We start from the raw sequence: 18,590 nt of genomic DNA on the forward strand, positions 1-18,590 counted from the left end.
CCCAGGTGCGACGGGCCTTCGCGACCGTCGTGGTAGATCATACCTCGCGCCGGGACGCGCCGCGTCGTCGCGCCCGAGGAGAACCGGGGAAAAGAAAGAAGGGCGGGCGCCTTCCGACGCCCGCCCTTGGATTCAGACGAGTGCTTCAGACCGACTCAGGGAGTCGAGACGAAGTTGGTCGGGGTGAAGACGAGGACGCCCTCGTTGGTCCCGATGGAAGAGAGATCGTTGAACTCGGTGAAGCCGTTAGCCCAGATACGAACGCCGTTGGCGTCGTTCATGGTGATGTTGATCGTGCCGCCGAAGCCGGTGGAAGCCGAAGTCGGGGTGATCGGGGCGTTGCGGAGGTTGGCGAGCAGGTTCCAGCCGCCGTTGGTGTTGTTGGTCACGACCGACAGGTTCTGGCCGCTGGTGAAGCGGGGCCCGAAGGTGTACCAGGTGCGACCGTTGAGGTTACCGGCCTCGACGGCGTAGGCGTAGCCGCTGGCGACGCGGTTGAGGAGGCAGATGTCGCCGCAGTACACGCCGCGGTTATCGATCGCCAGAGCGGTGCTGATGCTGAGCAGCTCGGGGGTGCAGCCGCCGTTGAGGACCACGAACGCGCCGCGGGCGTCGGTGCCCGTGGGGAAGGTGGCGGTGGTGGTGACCGGGGTGTTGCCGGAGGAGACGCGGTTGGGGAGGTTGCCGGCAGCGCCGAAGTCGCCCTGGTTGGTCAGGACGGGGAGGATCGCCCAGTCGCCGAACTCGTAGTCGTCGAGGTCCATGCGAGTGATCTGGCCACGGTTGATGTTGAAGGTGCGCGGGGTGGCGTTGGCGCCCGTGCGGTTGATGTCGCTGGTGAAGGTGAGGCGGTTGGCGACGAAGTTGTTGGCGAGGAAGCAGTCAGCGCCGGGGGCGAAGAAGTCCTCGGGCTCGACCACGATCACGACGGGGCGACCGTTGTAGGACTTGGCGCCGCGGGTGTGGAGGGTGTAGGGGCGGGCGCCGATCTCAGCGGGCTGGCCGGCGAGGACCGGGGAGGTCACGACGGTCGAGCCGATGCTGGTGAAGCCACCGGGGTAGGTCACGCGGCCGTTGGTGATGCCGGGGCCCGTGAAGGTGAAGCGACCGGGGCAGGTCGGGTCGGTGCGGAAAGTGACCTGGATCGGACGGATGACGGCGGGAACGCCGAGGTTGTTGAGCTCCTGGTAGACCAGAGTCTCGACGTCCTGGCCGTTCTGCTCGAGGATCACCGTGGCGGTGATGTCGAGCTCGGGCTTGCGGTTGAGGATGCCCATGGGCTCAACGGAGCCGATGCCGGACCCGAGGAGCTGGGGGTGGAAGTAGCGGACCTCGCCGTTGGCGACGCCGTCGAGCTGGAGGGTGTGGACGACGCCCTTGTAGACGAAGGACGCGGTGCCGACGCCCGAGTTGGCGTTCCAGATGTACGCGGTGACGGTCGAGCCGAGCGCGTTGCGACCATTGAGGTTCAGCGAACCGACGATGGTCATGGTGAGGGGGTTGCCGTCACGGTTGTCGTTCACGCCCTCGACGACCGGGGGACGCAGAACGCTGACGTAGATCGACGCGCTGGCGATTTCGAGCTCGCCGTTGTCGGTCGGGGTGACGAGGAACGAAGCGGCCGGGGACGACTGATCGTTCGTGTCGACGTACTGGACGTAGAAGTCCTCCTGCGGGAACGGCATGCCGTCCATGAGGAAGAGGGTCACGGTGTAGCAGCCGTCGGAATCGGGCTCGTCGGAGATCTCGATGTCCTCGAGCAGGTTGCCGAGGGTGAGGGACTCGCCGTTGTCGGTGCCGAAGTCGTCGCCGCGGATGTAGAAGCGATCCGCGAGAGCGGTCAGGGTGCCGCCAGAGCTGAGCTCGACGGGACCGGTGACCTTGAGGAGGATCTCGATGACCTTGTCGTTCGCGTCATCGACGAGCGCGACGCCGTCGGGCTTGAAGCCCGCGGCGGGCGGGGTGATGAGGACCATCTTGGTCTTCGCGATGTTGGGGTCAACGCGATTGCCGGCGTTGTCCGTGATCGGGAAGCCGGGGTTGAAGACCGACAGCAGGTAGCCGGGGTCGAGCGCGAAGTCGCTGTCGAGACCGAAGACGTCTTCGATGCCGATGATGTTGTTGTTGACGAAGTCGATGTCAGCGCCGCTGAGGTTCACGCGACGACCGACCGAGGTGTTCTCCATGATGAAGAAGTAGGACTCGGCCTCGCCGGTGTTCGGGAACGCCAGGTTGACGTCCTCGCTGAAGCCGGCGGAGATCTCGTCGCCGACGACGTTGGCGGCCATGAGGGCCGGGGCAGCGCCGTCCTGGACGGTCACGAAGCCACCGGTGAGCTCGTTGGCCATGTTGAACGTGCCGAGCGCGACGGCGCCGCGGCCGTTGGCGTCGGAGACCGCGCCGCGACGGTGCGCGAAGATGTAGCCCTCGTCACCGGTGCCGGTGAGGATGCTGGTGGAGCCGTCGTTGGCCGTGCCGTCGACGGGGACCGCCGGGGCGTTGGCGCGGGCGGTGTCGTTGCTCGCGAACGAGGTGCGAAGCGCGAGCGACGAGGGGGTCAGGCGACGATCGTTGACCGTCGCGGTGGTGACGATGTCGATCGTGGGGATCGACAGGCCGGCACCCAGGCCGGTGGTGAGGTCAGAGATGGTCTCGCCGCTGCGATAGCCGAAGAAGGAGAACGAGCCGGTGTTGGCGTTGGTCTGGACCGTCTCGTCGAAGATCACGTCGAGAGAGTCGACGAACTCGCAGAAGTCCCCGGTGTCGCCGGCGCGGGTCAGGAACCCGATCGCGAAGGGACGGGCGCGGTCGCCCAGGGTGCTGCTGGAGTCGGGGTCGAGCGCGCCGCCGATGGCGTTGGTGGCGACGTTGCCGACGAAGCCGTCGACCATGCGGACGGTGATCGCCGAGCGGGTCGCGCGGTTGTTGATGTCGTCCTGGCCGTCGTCGGACCAGGTGCCGTCGCTGTTGATCGCGTCGTCGCCGTCGGCCAGCGTGAAGCGAGCGAACAGGCGGGTCGCGGCGACGTCGATGACGTTGTCGCCGGTGGTGCCGTCGAGGTTGGCGTCGTCGATGCCCAGAACCTGCGCGTTGGAGGGCAGGGTGTTCTGGACAAGGTTGCTGGTCGCGATGACCTGGCCGGCCGCGTTGACCAGTTCGAACTGGTTGTTGTCGCCGACGCTGGTGACGGCGTCGGAGAAGTTCAGAGCGGTCCAGATCTCCGTGCCGCCGTTGCCGAAGCCGGTCTGGCCGGTGCCCTGGAGGAGCTCGGTCACGCCGAAGGTGATCGGCGCGGGGAGGCTCATGGGCTGGAAGATCGCGGTGCTGCCGTTGGCGAACTCACCGGCGAACGAGAAGACCTGGCCGCCCGTGCCGCCGGCGGTGAAGCCGATGGTGGACGCGCGGATCAGGGTGATGTCGCCCGCGTCGGCGGCGGTCGCGTTGAGGGCGATCTCGATGACCTCGTTGGTGTCGCCGCTGATGGCGAAGCCAGCGATGCTGTTCGCGACGTTCAGGTTGTTCGCGAGGAAGTCGGTGAGCAGGACGGCCGGGCCGGCGCCGTTCAGACGGACGCGGAAGTCCGCGCCGGTGAGGGCGCCCGGGTCGGTCATCATCGGGTTGAGCGCGTTGTCGTCGACGAGCTGCTCGGAGGCAACCACGACGATCGTGTCAACCTGCGCGTTCATCATGGGACCGACCGAGGCGGCCGCGATCGGGCGGACCAGCTCGGGGCCGTTGCGGACGCAGATGTACTCGGTCGCGACGCGGTCGGCGCCGTTGACGAACACGACGATCGCCAGCTCGAAGTTGCCGGCGGCGCCGGGGTTGAGCAGGGCGGCAGGACCGGCGTCCGGCGTTGCGGCGAGAATATCGGCCGGGAGAATCGGGACGCCGACGTTCAGGAGGTTGTCGTCGAGGTCGCCGGCGTTGAGACCGAACGCGGCGTTGTCGAAGTCGTAACGAACGAACTGCGACGCGGCGTTGCCGACGAAGGCGTCGAGCTGGCCGAGGGTCGTGATGTTCTGCGCGTCGGCCTGATTCAGGAAGAGGATGAACGAGTCAGCCACCACCGCGTTGAAGTTCAGGTTGGCCTGAAGCAGGATGGTGTTGTTCACGTTGGTGTCGAAGAACGAGATGAACGCGCGCGAGCGGTTGCGCACGCCGACGGTCGGGTCAGACGAGTCCTCGACGGTCAGCGCGTTGTTGTTCAGGTTCGCCGCGAGGTTGTACGGGACGTTGAGGTCCACGATCTGACGCGGGAAGCCGAGGGTGGCGACGCGATCGTCCGCCAGACCGGGGATGGACGCGCTGGAGGGACCAGCGTTCAGGACGCTGAGGGGCACGTCGGCCGCGAAAGCCGCGCCGGCCGCGAGGAAGAGAGCGGTAGCGGACATCGCCACGCTCTTCCCGAAGGTACGAGTTCGATTATTCATGAGACGCCTCATTCGGTGGTTTCCTTTCTTCTACTTCGAAACGAAAGGATCACGCTGCTCGGTATGGATCCAGTGCCCGAATCGGGGTTTCCTTCCCGACGCGTGCACACACGTGTCAAACGGTGATGGGCTCTGCGGCCATGTCGATGAACGCTCGACCGACTCGCCCTTGTCTGCTGTTCCGAGTTCTCCTCACTGCCAAGTGCCTGACTTCCCTGGCCCGGCCCCCACACTCGGGCCTGTCGGCTTCCCTTCACATTTCCGCGTCGCCGGTTTCCGGACCTTTCAAACCGAGAGGCCCGAAGACCTTCCGGACTGGCCGGTTACCGGCTACACAACAACACGGGGCCCCGGCAGAGCGGGGAACTATCGGCCTCTCCTTCGTCAAACGCAAGGGAGTGCCTACAAACTTCCCGCCATTGTCGCTGACTCCGCCCGACTGTCATCATCGGCAGCGATGATTTTCGGCCTGGCAAGCCCTGGGCGGGTCGGGGTTCCGTTCGGGGACGCCTCGCCCTCGCGACCGGGTGCCGCTCGCGCGAAACCCGGCGCCGGCTTCGGCTCCGCCATCCTCGTCGCCAGCCCGTTCACGGGCTGAGGGCGAGGGGGCGCGATCCGCCCGACCCGGTACGAGTCCAGGAGACGCCCCACCATCAGGCGGACGACATCCCCCTTCCCCTTGGTCCCCAGCTTCTGGTTGATCCGCATCAGGTGGGTCCGCAGCGTCGGCAGCGCGATGTACATCCGCTCCGCGATCGCCTCGTTCGAGCCGCCGTCGCAGATCGCCAGCGCGACCTCTCGCTCTCGGTCGGTCAGCGCGTCGAGCTCTTCGCTCAACGCGCGCCGCTCCTCGGGTGTCAACCGGAGTGACCAGCACTCGCCCGCTTCACGCGTGCCGGCGCTCTCGCTCCGGGCCGCGTTCCGCTGAGTCAGCGCGGCCGCCGTCGAGCCCGGGGTTGTCCCCCGCGCTGTGGCGCGTCCTACTGCTCGGGTCATGTGCGTCGTATCTCCCCTAATGCCGTGGCCCCTTGCTGGCCACGGGTTACAAGGTACGACGCTCTTTCCGCGCACGCAAGCCCTTTGGTTCCAATCTCGCGCAGATTCAGCGTCATCGATGACGAGGGTACACACACCCCCCGCACCCGGACAACCCCACAAAAACCCCGCCGCCTTCTCACAAACCCCGAATCACCCCACCACGACCTCCGGACGCGACGCGTCGGGCCAGTCCAGATGAAAATGCTTTCCTCTCGGCTCGTCCACCCGCTCATAGGTGTGCGCGCCGAAATAGTCCCGCTGCGCCTGCAGCAGACTAGCCGGCAGGCGGTCCGCCCGGTACCCGTCGAAGTACGCCAGCGCCGAACTCAGCGTGGGCGTCGGGACGCCCAGCGTCGCCGCACGCGCCACCGTCCGCCTCCACCCCGCCTGCGCCTTCGACACCATCGCGCCGATCTCCGGGTCCAGCAGCAGGTTAGGCAGGTCCTCTCGACGCTCGTACGCCGCCATGATCCGGCTCAGGAGCCGCGCACGGATGATGCACCCCCCTCGCCAGATCTTCGCGATCCGATCCATGCGCGGCGCCCAGCCCTGCTCGCGACCCGCCGCCGCGATCAGCGCAAACCCCTGCGCGTACGCCACGATCTTCGCGCACAGCAGCGCGTCGTGCGCATCGCTCACGACCCGCGCCCGGTCGCCGTGCTCCATGTGATCCGCGCTCGGACCGGCGATCATCGCGCTCGCGGCGCGGCGCTCGTCCACCATCGAACTCACCGTTCGCGCGAACACCGCTTCCGCGATCGTGGGCGCCGCCGCCCCCAGGTCCAGGGCCGAGATCGCCGTCCACTTGCCCGTGCCCTTCTGACCCGCCGCATCCAGCACCACATCCACGAAGGGCTTGCCGGTGCGCGCGTCTTTCTGCTGCAGGATGTCCGCCGTGATCTCGGTCAGGAAACTCTCGAGTTCGCCCCGGTTCCACTCCGCGAAGATCCCCGACAACTCCCCCGGCTCGAGCATCGCGCCGCGCCGCAGCAGGTCGTACGCCTCGCAGATGGTCTGCATGTCGGCGTACTCGATGCCGTTGTGCACCATCTTCACATAGTGCCCCGCCCCGCCCGGCCCGACATGCGCCGCGCACGGCGTGCCGCCCGCCACCGGCTTCCCGGGCGCCGCGCCCTTCATCTCGCGCCCGTTCGCGTCGACCTTCGCGGAAATGCCTTCCCAGATAGGCCGGATCGCCTCCCACGCCTGCGCGTCGCCCCCCGCCATCAGACTGGGCCCGAACCGCGCGCCGAGTTCCCCGCCCGACACGCCGCTGCCCACGAAGAGCAGGCCCCTCGCCTTCAGGTCGCGCTCGCGCCGGTTGGTGTCCTCCCAGTGCGCGTTGCCGCCGTCGATGATCACATCCCCGGGCTCGAGCAGGTCCTTCACCTGATCGATCGTCCAGTCCGTCGCCTCGCCCGCCTTGACGAGCATCGCTACGACCCGCGGCCTCTTCAGCAACCTCACAAAGTGACGCGCGTCCTTCGCCGCCGTCGCGCCCCCCGGGCTGGACGCCGCCTCGATAGCGAACTCCTCCGCGACGCTCTGGGTCCTGTTCCACGCGGCCACGCGGAACCCGTGGTCCGCCATGTTCAGGGCCAGGTTCTTGCCCATGACCGCCAGACCCATCATCCCGACATGACAGGTGGCCGTGTCGTCGCCGCCGTGCTGCGTCATCCGTGCGCTCCGCGAGTGAGAACCGTCGCCCGTGGGGGCGTGAGAGAGTGGCCGCCGCCCTCGGCGGGCGTGCAAGCCACGCTATCATCGGTCACCCCGGCGAGCGACCCGCACGCCGAAAAGGGGCGGTAGCTCAATTGGGAGAGCACTAGCTTTGCAAGCTAGGGGTTGCCGGTTCGACCCCGGTCCGCTCCATTCCATCAACCGGTCCACGAGGCCGCCCCCCGGGCCTCCGGGCGCCCCGGGCCAGGCGCTCAAGCGGGGTTCGCCCCGAACACCCGGATATGTCTCGGGCGGATGTACACCGTGCTGCCCGCGGCGATGCCCATGCTGGCGAACCGATCCTGAGAAAGCTCCGCGATCAGGGTCTGGCCCTGCGAGGTGAGCACCTCCACCCGCACGCTCGCCCCGGCCGAGTGCACGCGCTGCACCGTCGCCGACATCGCCGCCACCCCGTTGGTCTTGGTGTCGATGGTCACATCGTGGGGCCGCACGAACACGCGAGCGTCCCCAGCCACCTGCTGCTGGAAGTGCGGGTACGGCGCGTCGAGCGAGCCGAATCGCACCCGCCCGCCGCCCACCTCGGCGTGGAAGGTGTTCACCTCGCCCAGGAACTGCATCACGAACTCGGTGCTTGGATGGTGGAAGACATCGTCGGGCGTGCCGACCTGCTCGATGCGCCCCTTGTTCATCACGACGACCTCGTCGGCGACCTCGAGCGCCTCGTCCTGGTCGTGGGTCACAAAGACGCTGGTGATGCCGATGTCGTCGTGCAGGCGCCGGAGCCACGAGCGCAGTTCCTTGCGCACCTTCGCGTCGAGTGCTCCGAAGGGCTCGTCCAGCAGCAACACGCGCGGCTGCACGGCCAGCGCCCGGGCCAGCGCCACGCGCTGGCGCTGCCCGCCCGACAGCTGGTGCGGGTACCGCCCCGCCAGACCTTCGAGTTGCACCAGCCGCAGCAGCTCGTGCACGCGCGCGCGGATCTCCTCCTTCGAAGGCCGCTCGGCGCGCCGCTTGACGCGCATGCCGAACGCGACGTTCCCGAACACCGTCATGTGCCGGAACAGCGCGTAGTGCTGGAATACGAACCCCACGCGCCGGTGGCGCACATGCGTGCCCACCACATCCTCCTCGTGGAAGAGGATCTTCCCGCTGCCGCGATCGGCCTGCTCGAGCCCCGCCATGATGCGCAGGAGCGTCGTCTTGCCCGAGCCCGATGGGCCCAGCAGCGCGACGAGCTTTCCGGCCGGCACGACAAGACTGACATCGTCGAGCGCCTTGAACGATCCGAAGGTCTTGCTCACATGACGGACTTCGATGCTCATGACTGGTTCTTCTCCGCCTCGCGGAGCGCGATCGCGTGCTCGCGCGCCCCCCTCCACTCGATGAGACTCTTGACGATCAGGGTGATCAACGCCAGAAACGCCAGCAGCGACGCGACCGCGAACGACGCGGTGAACTGGTAGTCGTTGTACAGAACCTCGATGTGCAGCGGCATCGTGTTGGTCAGCCCCCTGATGTGGCCCGACACGACGGACACCGCGCCGAACTCGCCCATCGCCCGCGCGTTGCACAGGATGACGCCGTAGAGCAGCCCCCACTTGATGTTGGGCAGCGTGACGCGCCAGAACATCTGCCACCCGTTCGCGCCCAGGGTCAGCGCCGAGAGTTCTTCCTCGGTCCCCTGCGCCTGCATGAGGGGGATCAGCTCTCGCGCCACGAACGGGAAGGTCACGAACACCGTCGCGAGCACGATCCCGGGCGTCGCGAAGATGATCCGGTAGTCGTTCTCGATCAACCAGGGGCCGAACCACCCGCGCGCACCGAACAGCAGCACGAAGATCAGCCCCGCGATGATCGGGGAGACCGCGAAGGGCAGGTCGATGAGCGTGGTCAGCAGGTTCTTGCCCCGGAACTCGAACTTGGCGATCGCCCACGCGGCGCACACACCGAACACCGTGTTCAGCGGCACGGCGATCGCCGCCGTGATCAGCGTCAGCCGGATCGCCGACCTCGCGTCGGGCTCGGTCAGCGCCGCGAAGTAGGTCCGGACGCCCTCGCCGAACGCGTAGGTGAACACCAGGACCAGCGGCAGGAAGAGGAAGAGCCCGAGGAACCCAAGCGCGATCGCGATGAGCGACCATCGCACCCACGCCGGTTCGCCACGACCGCTGCCGTGGGTGTCCGCGCGTCCGACCCGTATTGACACAGCACCGGCCATGCGAGTCTCCTTACGCCTGGAAGCGCCGGCTCCACCACTGGAGCGCGTTGATGACGAGCAGCATCACGAACGACACGATGAGCATCACCACCCCGATCGCCGTCGCGCCGAGGTAATCGAACTGCTCAAGACGGATCAGGATCAGCAGCGGCGCGATCTCGGTCTTGAAGGGCATGTTGCCGGCGATGAAGTACACGGACCCAAACTCACCCACCGCCCGCGCGAACGCGAGCGAGAACCCGGTGAGTAGGGATGGCAGCACCGTGGGCAGGATCACGCGACGGAAGGTCTGCCAGCGTGACGCGCCGAGCGACGCCGACGCCTCCTCGATCTCCGCTTCCAGTTCCTCGAGCGCCGGCTGCAGCGTGCGCACCACGAACGGCAGACCGATCAGCGTGAGCGCGATCACGATCCCGGGCCACGCGTACGCGACCTGGATCCCTAGCGGCTCGAGCCAGCGCCCGACCCAGCCAGTGTGCGCGTAGAGCGTTGTCAGCGCGATGCCCGACACCGCCGTGGGCAGCGCGAAGGGCAGGTCAACGATCGCATCAACGATGCGCTTGCCCGGGAACGAGTACCTCACGAGCACCCACGCGACGATGAAGCCGAACACCATGTTGATCGTCGCACCAGCGAGCGACGCGCCGAACGTCACCCGGTACGCGGCGACCACGCGCGGATCGGTGACCGCGCTGCCCCAGAACTCCGAGAACGACATCCGCGTGGTAAACAGCACCAGCCCACCCAGCGGGATCAGCAGCAGCAGCGTCATGTACAGCAGCGTGAAGCCCATGGTCAGGCCGAAGCCGGGCAGAACGCTGTGCTGTCGGAACCTGTACGAAGCCATGCCTGCAACCCTTCGCGAAGGCCGAGAACCGGGAGCGATTCATGAACGCGCACCGCACCCGGGCGGCAGCGCACGGGTGCGAGAACGCGAGGAGGAAGAGCACACGACCGCTCAGCGCCCGGGCGCGTAGATCTGGTCGAACTTGCCGCCATCGGCGAAGTGCACGCGGTTCGCCTCGTTCCACCCTCCGAACACCTCGTCGATCGTGAAGAGGTCGATCGACGGGAACTGGCTCCGATACTTGGCGACCGCGTCGGGGTCGACCGGCCGGTAATAGTTCTTGCCCGCGATGTCCTGACCGACCGGTGAGTAGAGATACTCGAGATACGCCTTCGCGACCTCGGTCGTGCCGCGCCGCTGCGCGTTGCGATCGATAAGCGCGACGGTCGGCTCCGCCAGGATGCTGGTGGGCGGGACGACCATCTCGAGCCCCTGTTTGTTCAGCTCATTCGCGCCCAGAAGGATCTCGTTCTCCCAGTTGATGAGCACATCGCCGATGCGCCGCTGGATGAAGGTGTTGGTCGACCCGCGCGCCGCCCGGTCGAGCACGGGGACATTCCTGTAGATCGCCGCGACGAACTCCTGCGCGCGTCGCTGGGCGGCGTTCACCTCGTCCGCTCTGGCCGGGTCTTTCAGCGCCGCGACGAAGCCGTCGCCGAGGTCGCGCTTGAGGGAATACCCCCACATCGCGAGGTAGTTCCACCGCGCCGCGCCAGAGGTCTTCGGGTTCGCCGTGATCACCTGCACATCGGCCCGTGCGAGGTCACCCCAGTCCTTGATGTTCTTCGGGTTGCCCTTGCGCACCAGGAACGCCATCGTGGAGGTGTAGGGCGCGTTGTTGTGGGGCAACGTCCCCTGCCAGTCTTTCGGGAGCAGGTCCGAGTTCTCCGCGATCGCGTCGATGTCGTACGCCAGCGCGAGCGTCACCAGATCCGCCTGCAGCCCGTCGATCACGGCCCTCGCCTGGCTGCCCGAACCGCCGTGCGACATCTGGACATTCACGGTCTGCCCCGTTTTCTCCTTCCAGTGCTTCGCGAACGCCTCGTTGAACTCCCGGTACAACTCGCGAGTCGGGTCGTACGAGACATTCAGCAGCGTGACATTCTGCGCCGAGGCGACAGCCGCGAGCGCGGCCGCGCCGACGACACCCGCGAGGAAACGACGGATTCTCATCGGATGATCTCCTTGATCGGCTGGTGTGCGTTCTGGATCGGAACGGTCAAGTCGAGGCGTTTCAGCACGCGCGGCGCGATCGCCGCCGCCTGCTGGCTTATCTCGGGGACAGCGGTGCTCTCCCACGACTCGCCGCGCCGGAGCGGGCCCACGAGGGTCACGCGGTCGTTCGGGCGCCCGCCGCGGGTGATCGCGTCCCCGTGCTCGTCGCAGTCGACGCCCAGGCCCAGCGGGTCGCGCCGGATCTCCCCGGAGTCGATCAGCGACTCGAGCAGCGCCGAGCGCGATTTCGCGATGTCCGGCTCGGGCCCGGTGCACAGGATCACCGCGCCGAAGGCCTCGCGCGTCACCGTGCCGGACCGCTTCTCCCGGTGCTCGACCTCGATCCTGCCGGCGCGATCGTTCACGCTCAGGATGGTCGAAGCGCCAACCCGCAACACGCCGCGATCGCGCAGCAGCGCCACGCACGCCGCCGTTTCCAACGGGCAGCGGTGCCGGTGCGCATCCCAATAGACCGAGAGTCGCGCCATGAAGCGCTGGCGCTCCGCGTGCGAGAGTGACCTCCACAGCCGCGCCGTGTGGGGGCGCAGCGAGTCCAGCACCCCGCGCCACTCGTGCGAGCCGGCGCGTTCACGCACCGCGCGGGTCAGCGACATCAGGTCGCCGCCCCCCAGCGCCGCGGCCCACTCCTTGTGCAACGCGGGGTCCGAGGGCCCGTGGGTGTGCGAGGGCAGCCCGCGCCTCGACAACGCCACGATCTCGCCCGTGTACCCGGCACGCGCGAGCGATATAGCCGCGTCCATCATCGTCAGCCCCACGCCGATGAGCAGCAGACGCTCGGATCGGCGCGCCGCCTGCGAGAGCAGCGATTCGTCCCACGGGTTGGTGATGAGTCGCGGGTCTCCCGCCAGATGCCGGAACGCAGGCGGTATCTTCGTCTGGCCGTGGCCCGTCGCCAGCACGACCTGATCGGCGCCGACTTCAACGCCAGACTCCCCGAGAACATCCAGCGCCCCGTCGGTCCGGCGGCGCACCGCGACGGCGCGCTCGGCGAGGCGATCAAACTCGACCGACGCGTCGCACTCGCGCAGCGCGGAAGACATCGTCCACTCCGCGTACTCCCCGAGCCATGCGCGAGGCAGGAACGCGCCCGGCTCCACGGGCCTGCCCGTCGAGGCGCACCAGGACGCGAAGTCCCCCGGCTTGTCCGGCCACACGCTCAACTTCGACGCCGGAACATTCAGCAGCAGGTGCTCGCCGGTCGGGCTGTACGCGATCCCACGCGCGAGCCGGCGCGAGGGCTCGAACAGCCGCACACGCACCGGGCGCCGCGCGCTCCTCGCCAGATGGCTGACGACCGCGGCCCCCGAAAAGCCACCCCCGATCACCACGATCGTCGGACAATGTGGTCTTGCCTGGATCACGCGCCCTCCCCTTCCGCTGCCCGGTGCACGCGCATCCGCGCATCGGGCCGGTACACATGGAGCGTCACGAGCGTCTCGCCCGACGATGCGTCGTTGCCCAGCGAATGGATGTCGTCGCCCAGCGACGCGATCACCGAGCCGGGCAGGAAGCGGTCCTCACTCTCCAGCCGCGCCAGGCCCTCCGTGTCGAGCGCGTATCGGCGCTCCACCGCCACGCCGCGCACCACGCGGAACACGCACTCAACCCCATCGTGGTCGTGGATGTCGCTGAACTGCCCGGGCAGCCACGCGATCAGCAGCGCGACCGCCCGATCGTCGCGCCACAACTCTGTGCGGCAATACCGCGCGTCGTCGGTCGGGACCCTGTCCGGCAGCATCGACGCGAGATCTCCCGACAGCGCCCGGGCCACGCCCTCGGGACGCTCCGCCCCCGCCGCCTCCACGAACACGGCCGCGAGGGGTTCGCCCAGAGGGAACGCGTCTGGGATGACCAGTCGTGACGACACGCCGGGAGAATGGCAATCCCCGTGCCTCAGCAAAAGTCCGAGAAAAGCTTCGTGCCAGCCACAGAGACCCACATCCCATGCTTAGCCACGATATTTCACGATTTGAGCCGTTGCTGGCAACGGATTCCCGCGATATACAACAGCATGGACCCCCTCACTTTGCTCCAACTCTCACTCTGGCGCGAGGCGTGTCGCCATATCGATGTCGTCGACTCGATCGCGGACCTGGCGGGGGCCATCGCTGCCGCTGTCCCTCTCGATGCGATGTGGGTCTTTACCCTCTCGGGCGGCCGGTGCGCCCTCGCCGCGTCGTGGGGCGTCAAACCGGTGCGCGTGTCGGTCGATCGCGACGACGCCCTCTCCCTCGAACGCTTCGCGCGCCGAGGGGGCATCGCCACATTCAACCCATCGCGTCCCGGGCAGAGTCTCCTTCGCCCCCTCGCCCCGACCCTCGGCGATCAACGAGTGATCTGCGGCGCCCTCGGTCGTGAAGGACAGCCCGAGGGCGTCGTCGCGTGGCGTCTCGCGCGAGACGCCGAACTCACCGACGAAGCCTCGCGACTCCTCGCCGCAACCCTCGAACCGCTTGCTGTCGCGCTCGACACCTCCAACCGCTTCCACGAACTGGAATCACTCCGACGCGCCGCCGAAGCCGACCGTCAGGCCGCGATGCGCCGGCTCGGGCGCGAATCACTCGACGAAGAGATCATCGGCGCACGCGGCGGCCTGCGCGCCGTGCTTGAACGCGTGGACCTCGTCGCGAAGTCCGATGTCCCCACTCTTATCCTCGGCGAGACCGGCTCGGGCAAAGAGGTCATCGCCCGCGCCATCCACGATCGCTCGTCCCGACGTGAAGGACCCTTCATTCGCGTCAACTGCGGCGCCATCCCGCCCGAACTCATCGACTCGCAACTCTTCGGACACGAGCGCGGGGCGTTCACCGGCGCCACCGATCAACGCCAGGGGTGGTTCGAGCGCGCCGACACCGGCACGCTCTTCCTCGACGAGATCGGCGATCTGCCAGCCGCCGCGCAGGTGCGCCTGCTCCGCGTCATTCAGGAGGGCGCGTTAGAACGCGTCGGTGGGCAGAGCGCGATCCGTGTTGATTGCCGAATTGTCGCAGCGACGCACCGCGACCTCGCCGGTATGGTCCGCACGGGTTCCTTCCGAGAGGACCTGTGGTACCGGCTCGCGGTCTTCCCGATCGTGCTGCCCCCTCTGCGTGAGCGGCGTGAGGACCTCTCCTCGCTCGCAGATCACTTCGCGCGCCGCGCCTCGACTCGCTTCGGTTTGACCGAGTTCGTGGTCACCACCGACGACCTCGCAATGCTCGCACGCTACGACTGGCCGGGCAATGTGCGCGAACTCGCCGCCGTCATCGACCGCGCCGCGCTCCTGGGCGCGAACGGTCGCCTCGCGCTCGCCGCCGCCATGGGCGCCACCCCCGCCCCATCGCCCCGCCCCGGCGCCGACGCCCCCTCCCCCGCCGCGCCCGCAACCCTCGACGACGCGATCCGCGCGCACATCCGCGCCGCCCTCGAACGCTCCCGAGGCAAGGTCGAGGGCCCCGGCGGCGCCGCCGAGATGCTCGCGATCAACCCCAACACACTCCGCTCCAAGATGCGAAAGCTCCGCGTCCAACGCTGACCCCCGCCCCCGCCCCCTCGCCCCGCTCGCCCCGCTCGCGGGGAGAGGGTGGACGCGCAGCGGCCGGGTGAGGGGAGCGCTGCCAGCGATTCACCTTCCACACAAACACAACCAACGAAGACCCCTCACCCCAACCCTCTCCCCGCCGCTGCGCGACAGGGAGAGGGGGCCTGACCGGGGGCGGGGGCCGGACCGGGGGCCGGGGGCCGGGGGGCCGGGGGCCGGGGGCCGCTTGCACTTCGCCCCCATCCCGCGACAATGCCCGCCCATGTCGCCTTCCGGCCACCTCACCCCTGCCGCCTTCGTCGCCAAATGGTCCGGCGCGACGCTCACCGAGCGCTCCGCCTCCCAGCAGTATTTCCTCGACCTCTGCGACCTCCTGGGCCAGCCCTCCCCCGCTTCCCACGACAAGACCGGCGCCGAGTACACCTTCGAGAAGGGCATCAGCGTCAGCGCCCCGGCCTCCTCCGGCTCCAAAGGCCAGTACGGCTTCGCCGATGTCTGGTGGCGCAACAAGTTCGCCTGGGAGTTCAAGCGCGCCGGGCGCCACCGCGACCTCCACGCCGCCTACCAGCAACTCCTCCAATACCGCGAAGCCCTCGACAACCCCCCGCTCCTCATCGTCTCCGACCTCGAACGCATCGAGATCCACACCAACTTCACCGGCGCCGCCAAACGCGTCTACGCCTTCACCCTCGACGACATCGCCAACAACCCCGACGCCCTCGCCACCCTCCGGCGCGTCTTCAACGACCCCTATTCCCTCCGCCCCGAACAGACCACCGAGCAGGTCACCGAACTCGTCGCGCGCAAGATCGGCGAACTCGCCCAGCGTCTGCGCGATCGCGGCCACGACCCGCACGACGCCGCGCACTTCCTCATGAAGTGCATGTTCTGCCTCTTCGCCGAAGATGTGCAGCTCCTCCCGCCCAAGACCTTCCACAACCTGCTCACCCGCGCCGCCGACGCGCTCGCCAAAGGCACCGCCACCGAAGACAAAGTCACCGCCTGGTTCACCGAACTCTTCCACGCCATGCGCGAGGGCGGTTTCTTCTGGGGCGCAGAGATCAGCCACTTCAACGGCGGGCTCTTCGACGACAAGCCCGCAATCCCCCTCACCCGCGACGACCTCGGCATCCTCTCCCTCGCCGCGGCACAAGACTGGTCCTCCGTCGAGCCCGCCATCTTCGGCACGCTCTTCGAACGCTCCCTCGACCCCTCCAAGCGCGCCCAGATCGGCGCGCACTACACCTCGCGCGACGACATCCTCCTCGTCGTCGAGCCCGTCATCGTCGATCCCCTCCGACGCGAATGGCACGAGACGCGCAGCAAGATCGACGAACAGGTCGAACGCCGACGCGCCGCCACCACCGCGCCCACCAAGAAAAAAGCCGACGAGCAGATCGACCGGCTCCTCAAATCAGCGCAGGAACGCCTCGCCTCCGTCACCGTCCTCGACCCGGCCTGCGGCAGCGGGAACTTCCTCTATGTCTCTCTCCAGCGCCTGCTGCACCTCGAAAAAGAAATCATCAACTTCGCCGCGCAAGAGCACATCGCGCAGTCGCTCTTCCCCCAGGTCAGCCCCACCCAACTGCTGGGCATCGAGATCAACCCCTACGCCGCCGAACTCGCGCAGGTCGTGATCTGGATCGGCTACCTGCAGTGGATGCGCGACAACGGCTTCAAGCCCCCCGCCAACCCCATCCTCAAACCCTTCCAATCCATCGAGAACCGCGACGCGATCCTGGCGTGGGCGATGGAGGACAATGGGCAATCGCCGGAGGGCAACGGGCACTCGGCAATGGGCAATGGGTCTTCTCCTCTTCCCCCCTCCCGCTCGCGGGAGGGGGCAGGGGGAGGGTCTTCTTTCCCCCCTCCCACTCGTGGGAGGGGGCAGGGGGAGGGTCTTCCTCCGCTGAATCAAGCACCGTCAGATCCAAGACCCTCCCCTCACCCCTCCCGCGCCGGGGGCCGGGAGGGGGACCTGATGCGCCCCATCCCCGTCTATCAGGAAGGCGCCGTCTGCACCGGCCCCGCCGCCTGGCCCGACGCCGACTTCATCGTCGGGAACCCGCCGTTCCTGGGAACGAAGATGCTGCGAGGACACCTCGGCGACGAGTATGTCGAAGCGCTGTTCGCAACATACGAAGGTCGAATACCCGGCTTCAGCGACTTGTGCTGCTACTGGTTCGAACTTGCTCGCGAGAAGATCGAGAAGTCGCCGCATGTTCGTGCAGGCCTACTCGCGACACAAGCAATCCGTAACGGCGCGGCCCGAAAGGTGCTCGAACGCATCAAGGAGACGGGCGAAGTTTTCATGGCTTGGTCCGACCGGGTTTGGATGCTTGACGGGGCTGCGGTACAGATTTCCATCGTCGGGTTCGCTGGAAAGCCAAGTGAACCACCCATTCTGAACGGTGTCGTCGTAACGGTCATCAATCCGGATCTCACTTCGCAATCTGATACCACGCAGGCTCTTCGGCTGCCAGAGAATTCCAAGATTGGCTTCGTGGGCGATGTCAAGTCCGGAGCGTTTGATGTTGAGTGGCGTACGGCAAGCAACTGGCTTGCAGAGCCAAACGCCGCAACGGACTCACCGTCGAAAGTGCTTCGGCCTTGGTTCAACGGCTTGGACATCACTTCAAGACGGCGTGCCATGTGGATCATTGATTTTCCATCTGACATGCCAGTCGCGACGGCATCCAAATTCGGCGCCCCTTTCGAACACGCTCGGGAACATGTGAAGCCGAAGCGCGACGAGGTCAAGCGCAAGAAGTACCGCGACTACTGGTGGATTCATGCAGAGCCCTGCGACGCTATGCGCGCGGCAGTTGAGCCATGCTCTCGGTTTATCGTCACGCCGGTTCTGACCAAATTCCGCTTGTTCGCGTGGAGCGAAGGCTCGGCACTTCCCGACCATCAGTTGGTCGCCTTCGCCCGCTCCGACAACTACTTCTTCGGCGTCCTCCACTCCTCCGTCCACGAACTCTGGGCGCGCCGGATGGGCACGCAGTTGCGCGAGGCCGAGTCCGGTTTCCGCTACACCCCCACCACCTGCTTCGAGACCTTCCCCCTGCCCTGGCCCCCCGGGAAGGAACCCTCGGGCAGCCCGCTCGCGCAGGCCATCGCGCAGGCCGCGAAGGACCTGAACGAGCAGCGCGAGCAGTGGCTGAACCCGCCGGCGTGGATCGACGCGATCGCGAAGAAGATCGACGCGCAGGACGACTTCGCCGATGTCGCCGCCGTCAGCGGCGAGGAGGCGCGCCGGCTCATCCGCGAGTCGGCGATCATGGCCGCCGCCGCGAAAGACCCCAAACTCAAGAAGCGCACGCTCACGAACCTCTACAACGAGCGCCCCACCTGGCTCCGGCTCGCGCACCGTCGCCTCGACGAGGCGGTCCTCGCGGCGTACGCGAGCGTGGACCCCACCCCCGGGGGCGGCGGCTGGGCCGCGGACTGGGCGCAGGTCTGGGAAGACACCGGCGCAGGCCAGCCCCTGCCGACGTCGCACCCCCTCGCGGCGAAGCGCAAGGAAGTGGACGAAGCGGTGCTGGGCGCGCTGCTCGCGCTGAACCTCCGGCGGGCGGGAGCGTAAGGCGACACCACTCGGCCGCATCGGCGTGC

At 67.6% G+C, this 18,590-nt stretch carries 11 protein-coding genes and 1 tRNA gene; 3 read left to right on the forward strand and 9 right to left on the reverse strand.

All coding sequences use genetic code 11. From position 1 onward, the window contains the following. Window positions 1-155 precede the first annotated feature (155 nt). From KF684_06010 to gndA, 3 genes are all read right to left on the reverse strand, one after another. On the reverse strand, window positions 156-4,394 hold the full coding sequence (locus KF684_06010; GenBank protein MBX3352471.1) for a hypothetical protein: 4,239 nt from the start codon (window positions 4,392-4,394) through the stop codon (window positions 156-158). A gap of 441 nt (window positions 4,395-4,835) precedes the next feature. Further along, window positions 4,836-5,270 carry a helix-turn-helix transcriptional regulator gene (locus tag KF684_06015; GenBank protein ID MBX3352472.1) on the reverse strand — a complete coding sequence of 145 codons (435 nt, stop codon included), beginning with the start codon at window positions 5,268-5,270 and terminating at the stop codon, window positions 4,836-4,838. 351 nt (window positions 5,271-5,621) lie between these two features. Further along, the gene (gene gndA, locus KF684_06020; protein ID MBX3352473.1) at window positions 5,622-7,148 is read right to left on the reverse strand and encodes an NADP-dependent phosphogluconate dehydrogenase; all 1,527 of its coding nucleotides are present in this window, start codon (window positions 7,146-7,148) and stop codon (window positions 5,622-5,624) included. Between the two features lie 122 nt (window positions 7,149-7,270). Between gndA and KF684_06025 the strand changes: the two genes are divergently transcribed. Beyond that, window positions 7,271-7,343: transfer RNA gene (locus tag KF684_06025), tRNA-Ala, on the forward strand. Window positions 7,344-7,402: 59 nt separating this feature from the next. On the opposite strand, the gene KF684_06030 is transcribed toward KF684_06025, so the two are convergent. The 6 genes from KF684_06030 to KF684_06055 form a co-directional block, all read right to left on the reverse strand. Next, window positions 7,403-8,473: a sulfate/molybdate ABC transporter ATP-binding protein gene (locus KF684_06030; protein ID MBX3352474.1), complete on the reverse strand. Its 1,071-nt coding sequence runs from the start codon at window positions 8,471-8,473 to the stop codon at window positions 7,403-7,405. After that, window positions 8,470-9,369, reverse strand: a complete 900-nt coding sequence (gene cysW / locus KF684_06035) for a sulfate ABC transporter permease subunit CysW (protein MBX3352475.1) — start codon at window positions 9,367-9,369, stop codon at window positions 8,470-8,472. The genes KF684_06030 and cysW overlap by 4 nt, the downstream gene beginning before the upstream one ends. 10 nt (window positions 9,370-9,379) lie before the next feature. Then, a complete protein-coding gene (gene cysT / locus KF684_06040) occupies window positions 9,380-10,216 on the reverse strand; it encodes a sulfate ABC transporter permease subunit CysT (GenBank protein MBX3352476.1) in 837 nt (278 codons plus the stop codon). A gap of 111 nt (window positions 10,217-10,327) precedes the next feature. Further along, a complete protein-coding gene (locus tag KF684_06045) occupies window positions 10,328-11,389 on the reverse strand; it encodes a sulfate ABC transporter substrate-binding protein (protein MBX3352477.1) in 1,062 nt (353 codons plus the stop codon). Beyond that, window positions 11,386-12,813 carry an FAD/NAD(P)-binding protein gene (locus KF684_06050; GenBank protein MBX3352478.1) on the reverse strand — a complete coding sequence of 476 codons (1,428 nt, stop codon included), beginning with the start codon at window positions 12,811-12,813 and terminating at the stop codon, window positions 11,386-11,388. Before KF684_06050 ends, KF684_06045 begins: the two co-directional genes overlap by 4 nt. Then, window positions 12,810-13,319 (reverse strand): cysteine dioxygenase family protein, encoded by a 510-nt coding sequence (locus KF684_06055; protein MBX3352479.1) that lies wholly within the window; start codon window positions 13,317-13,319, stop codon window positions 12,810-12,812. Before KF684_06055 ends, KF684_06050 begins: the two co-directional genes overlap by 4 nt. Before the next feature lie 144 nt (window positions 13,320-13,463). Between KF684_06055 and KF684_06060 the strand changes: the two genes are divergently transcribed. After that, a complete protein-coding gene (locus tag KF684_06060) occupies window positions 13,464-14,966 on the forward strand; it encodes a sigma-54-dependent Fis family transcriptional regulator (GenBank protein ID MBX3352480.1) in 1,503 nt (500 codons plus the stop codon). 268 nt (window positions 14,967-15,234) lie between these two features. Continuing rightward, on the forward strand, window positions 15,235-18,561 hold the full coding sequence (locus KF684_06065) for a hypothetical protein (protein ID MBX3352481.1): 3,327 nt from the start codon (window positions 15,235-15,237) through the stop codon (window positions 18,559-18,561). The last annotated feature ends 29 nt before the right edge of the window (window positions 18,562-18,590 follow it).

It is taken from the genome of Phycisphaeraceae bacterium (assembly GCA_019636675.1).
Classification (GTDB): domain Bacteria; phylum Planctomycetota; class Phycisphaerae; order Phycisphaerales; family UBA1924; genus JAHBXC01.

Bases quoted from the DNA above. Each gene is read 5' to 3' on its own strand.
- KF684_06010 (MBX3352471.1), bottom strand. From the start codon at position 4,394: ATGTCCGCTACCGCTCTCTTCCTCGCGGCCGGCGCGGCTTTCGCGGCC.
- gndA (MBX3352473.1), bottom strand. From the start codon at position 7,148: ATGACGCAGCACGGCGGCGACGACACGGCCACCTGTCATGTCGGGATG.
- KF684_06030 (MBX3352474.1), bottom strand. From the start codon at position 8,473: ATGAGCATCGAAGTCCGTCATGTGAGCAAGACCTTCGGATCGTTCAAG.
- cysW (MBX3352475.1), bottom strand. From the start codon at position 9,369: ATGGCCGGTGCTGTGTCAATACGGGTCGGACGCGCGGACACCCACGGC.
- cysT (MBX3352476.1), bottom strand. From the start codon at position 10,216: ATGGCTTCGTACAGGTTCCGACAGCACAGCGTTCTGCCCGGCTTCGGC.
- KF684_06045 (MBX3352477.1), bottom strand. From the start codon at position 11,389: ATGAGAATCCGTCGTTTCCTCGCGGGTGTCGTCGGCGCGGCCGCGCTC.
- KF684_06060 (MBX3352480.1), top strand. From the start codon at position 13,464: ATGGACCCCCTCACTTTGCTCCAACTCTCACTCTGGCGCGAGGCGTGT.
- KF684_06065 (MBX3352481.1), top strand. From the start codon at position 15,235: ATGTCGCCTTCCGGCCACCTCACCCCTGCCGCCTTCGTCGCCAAATGG.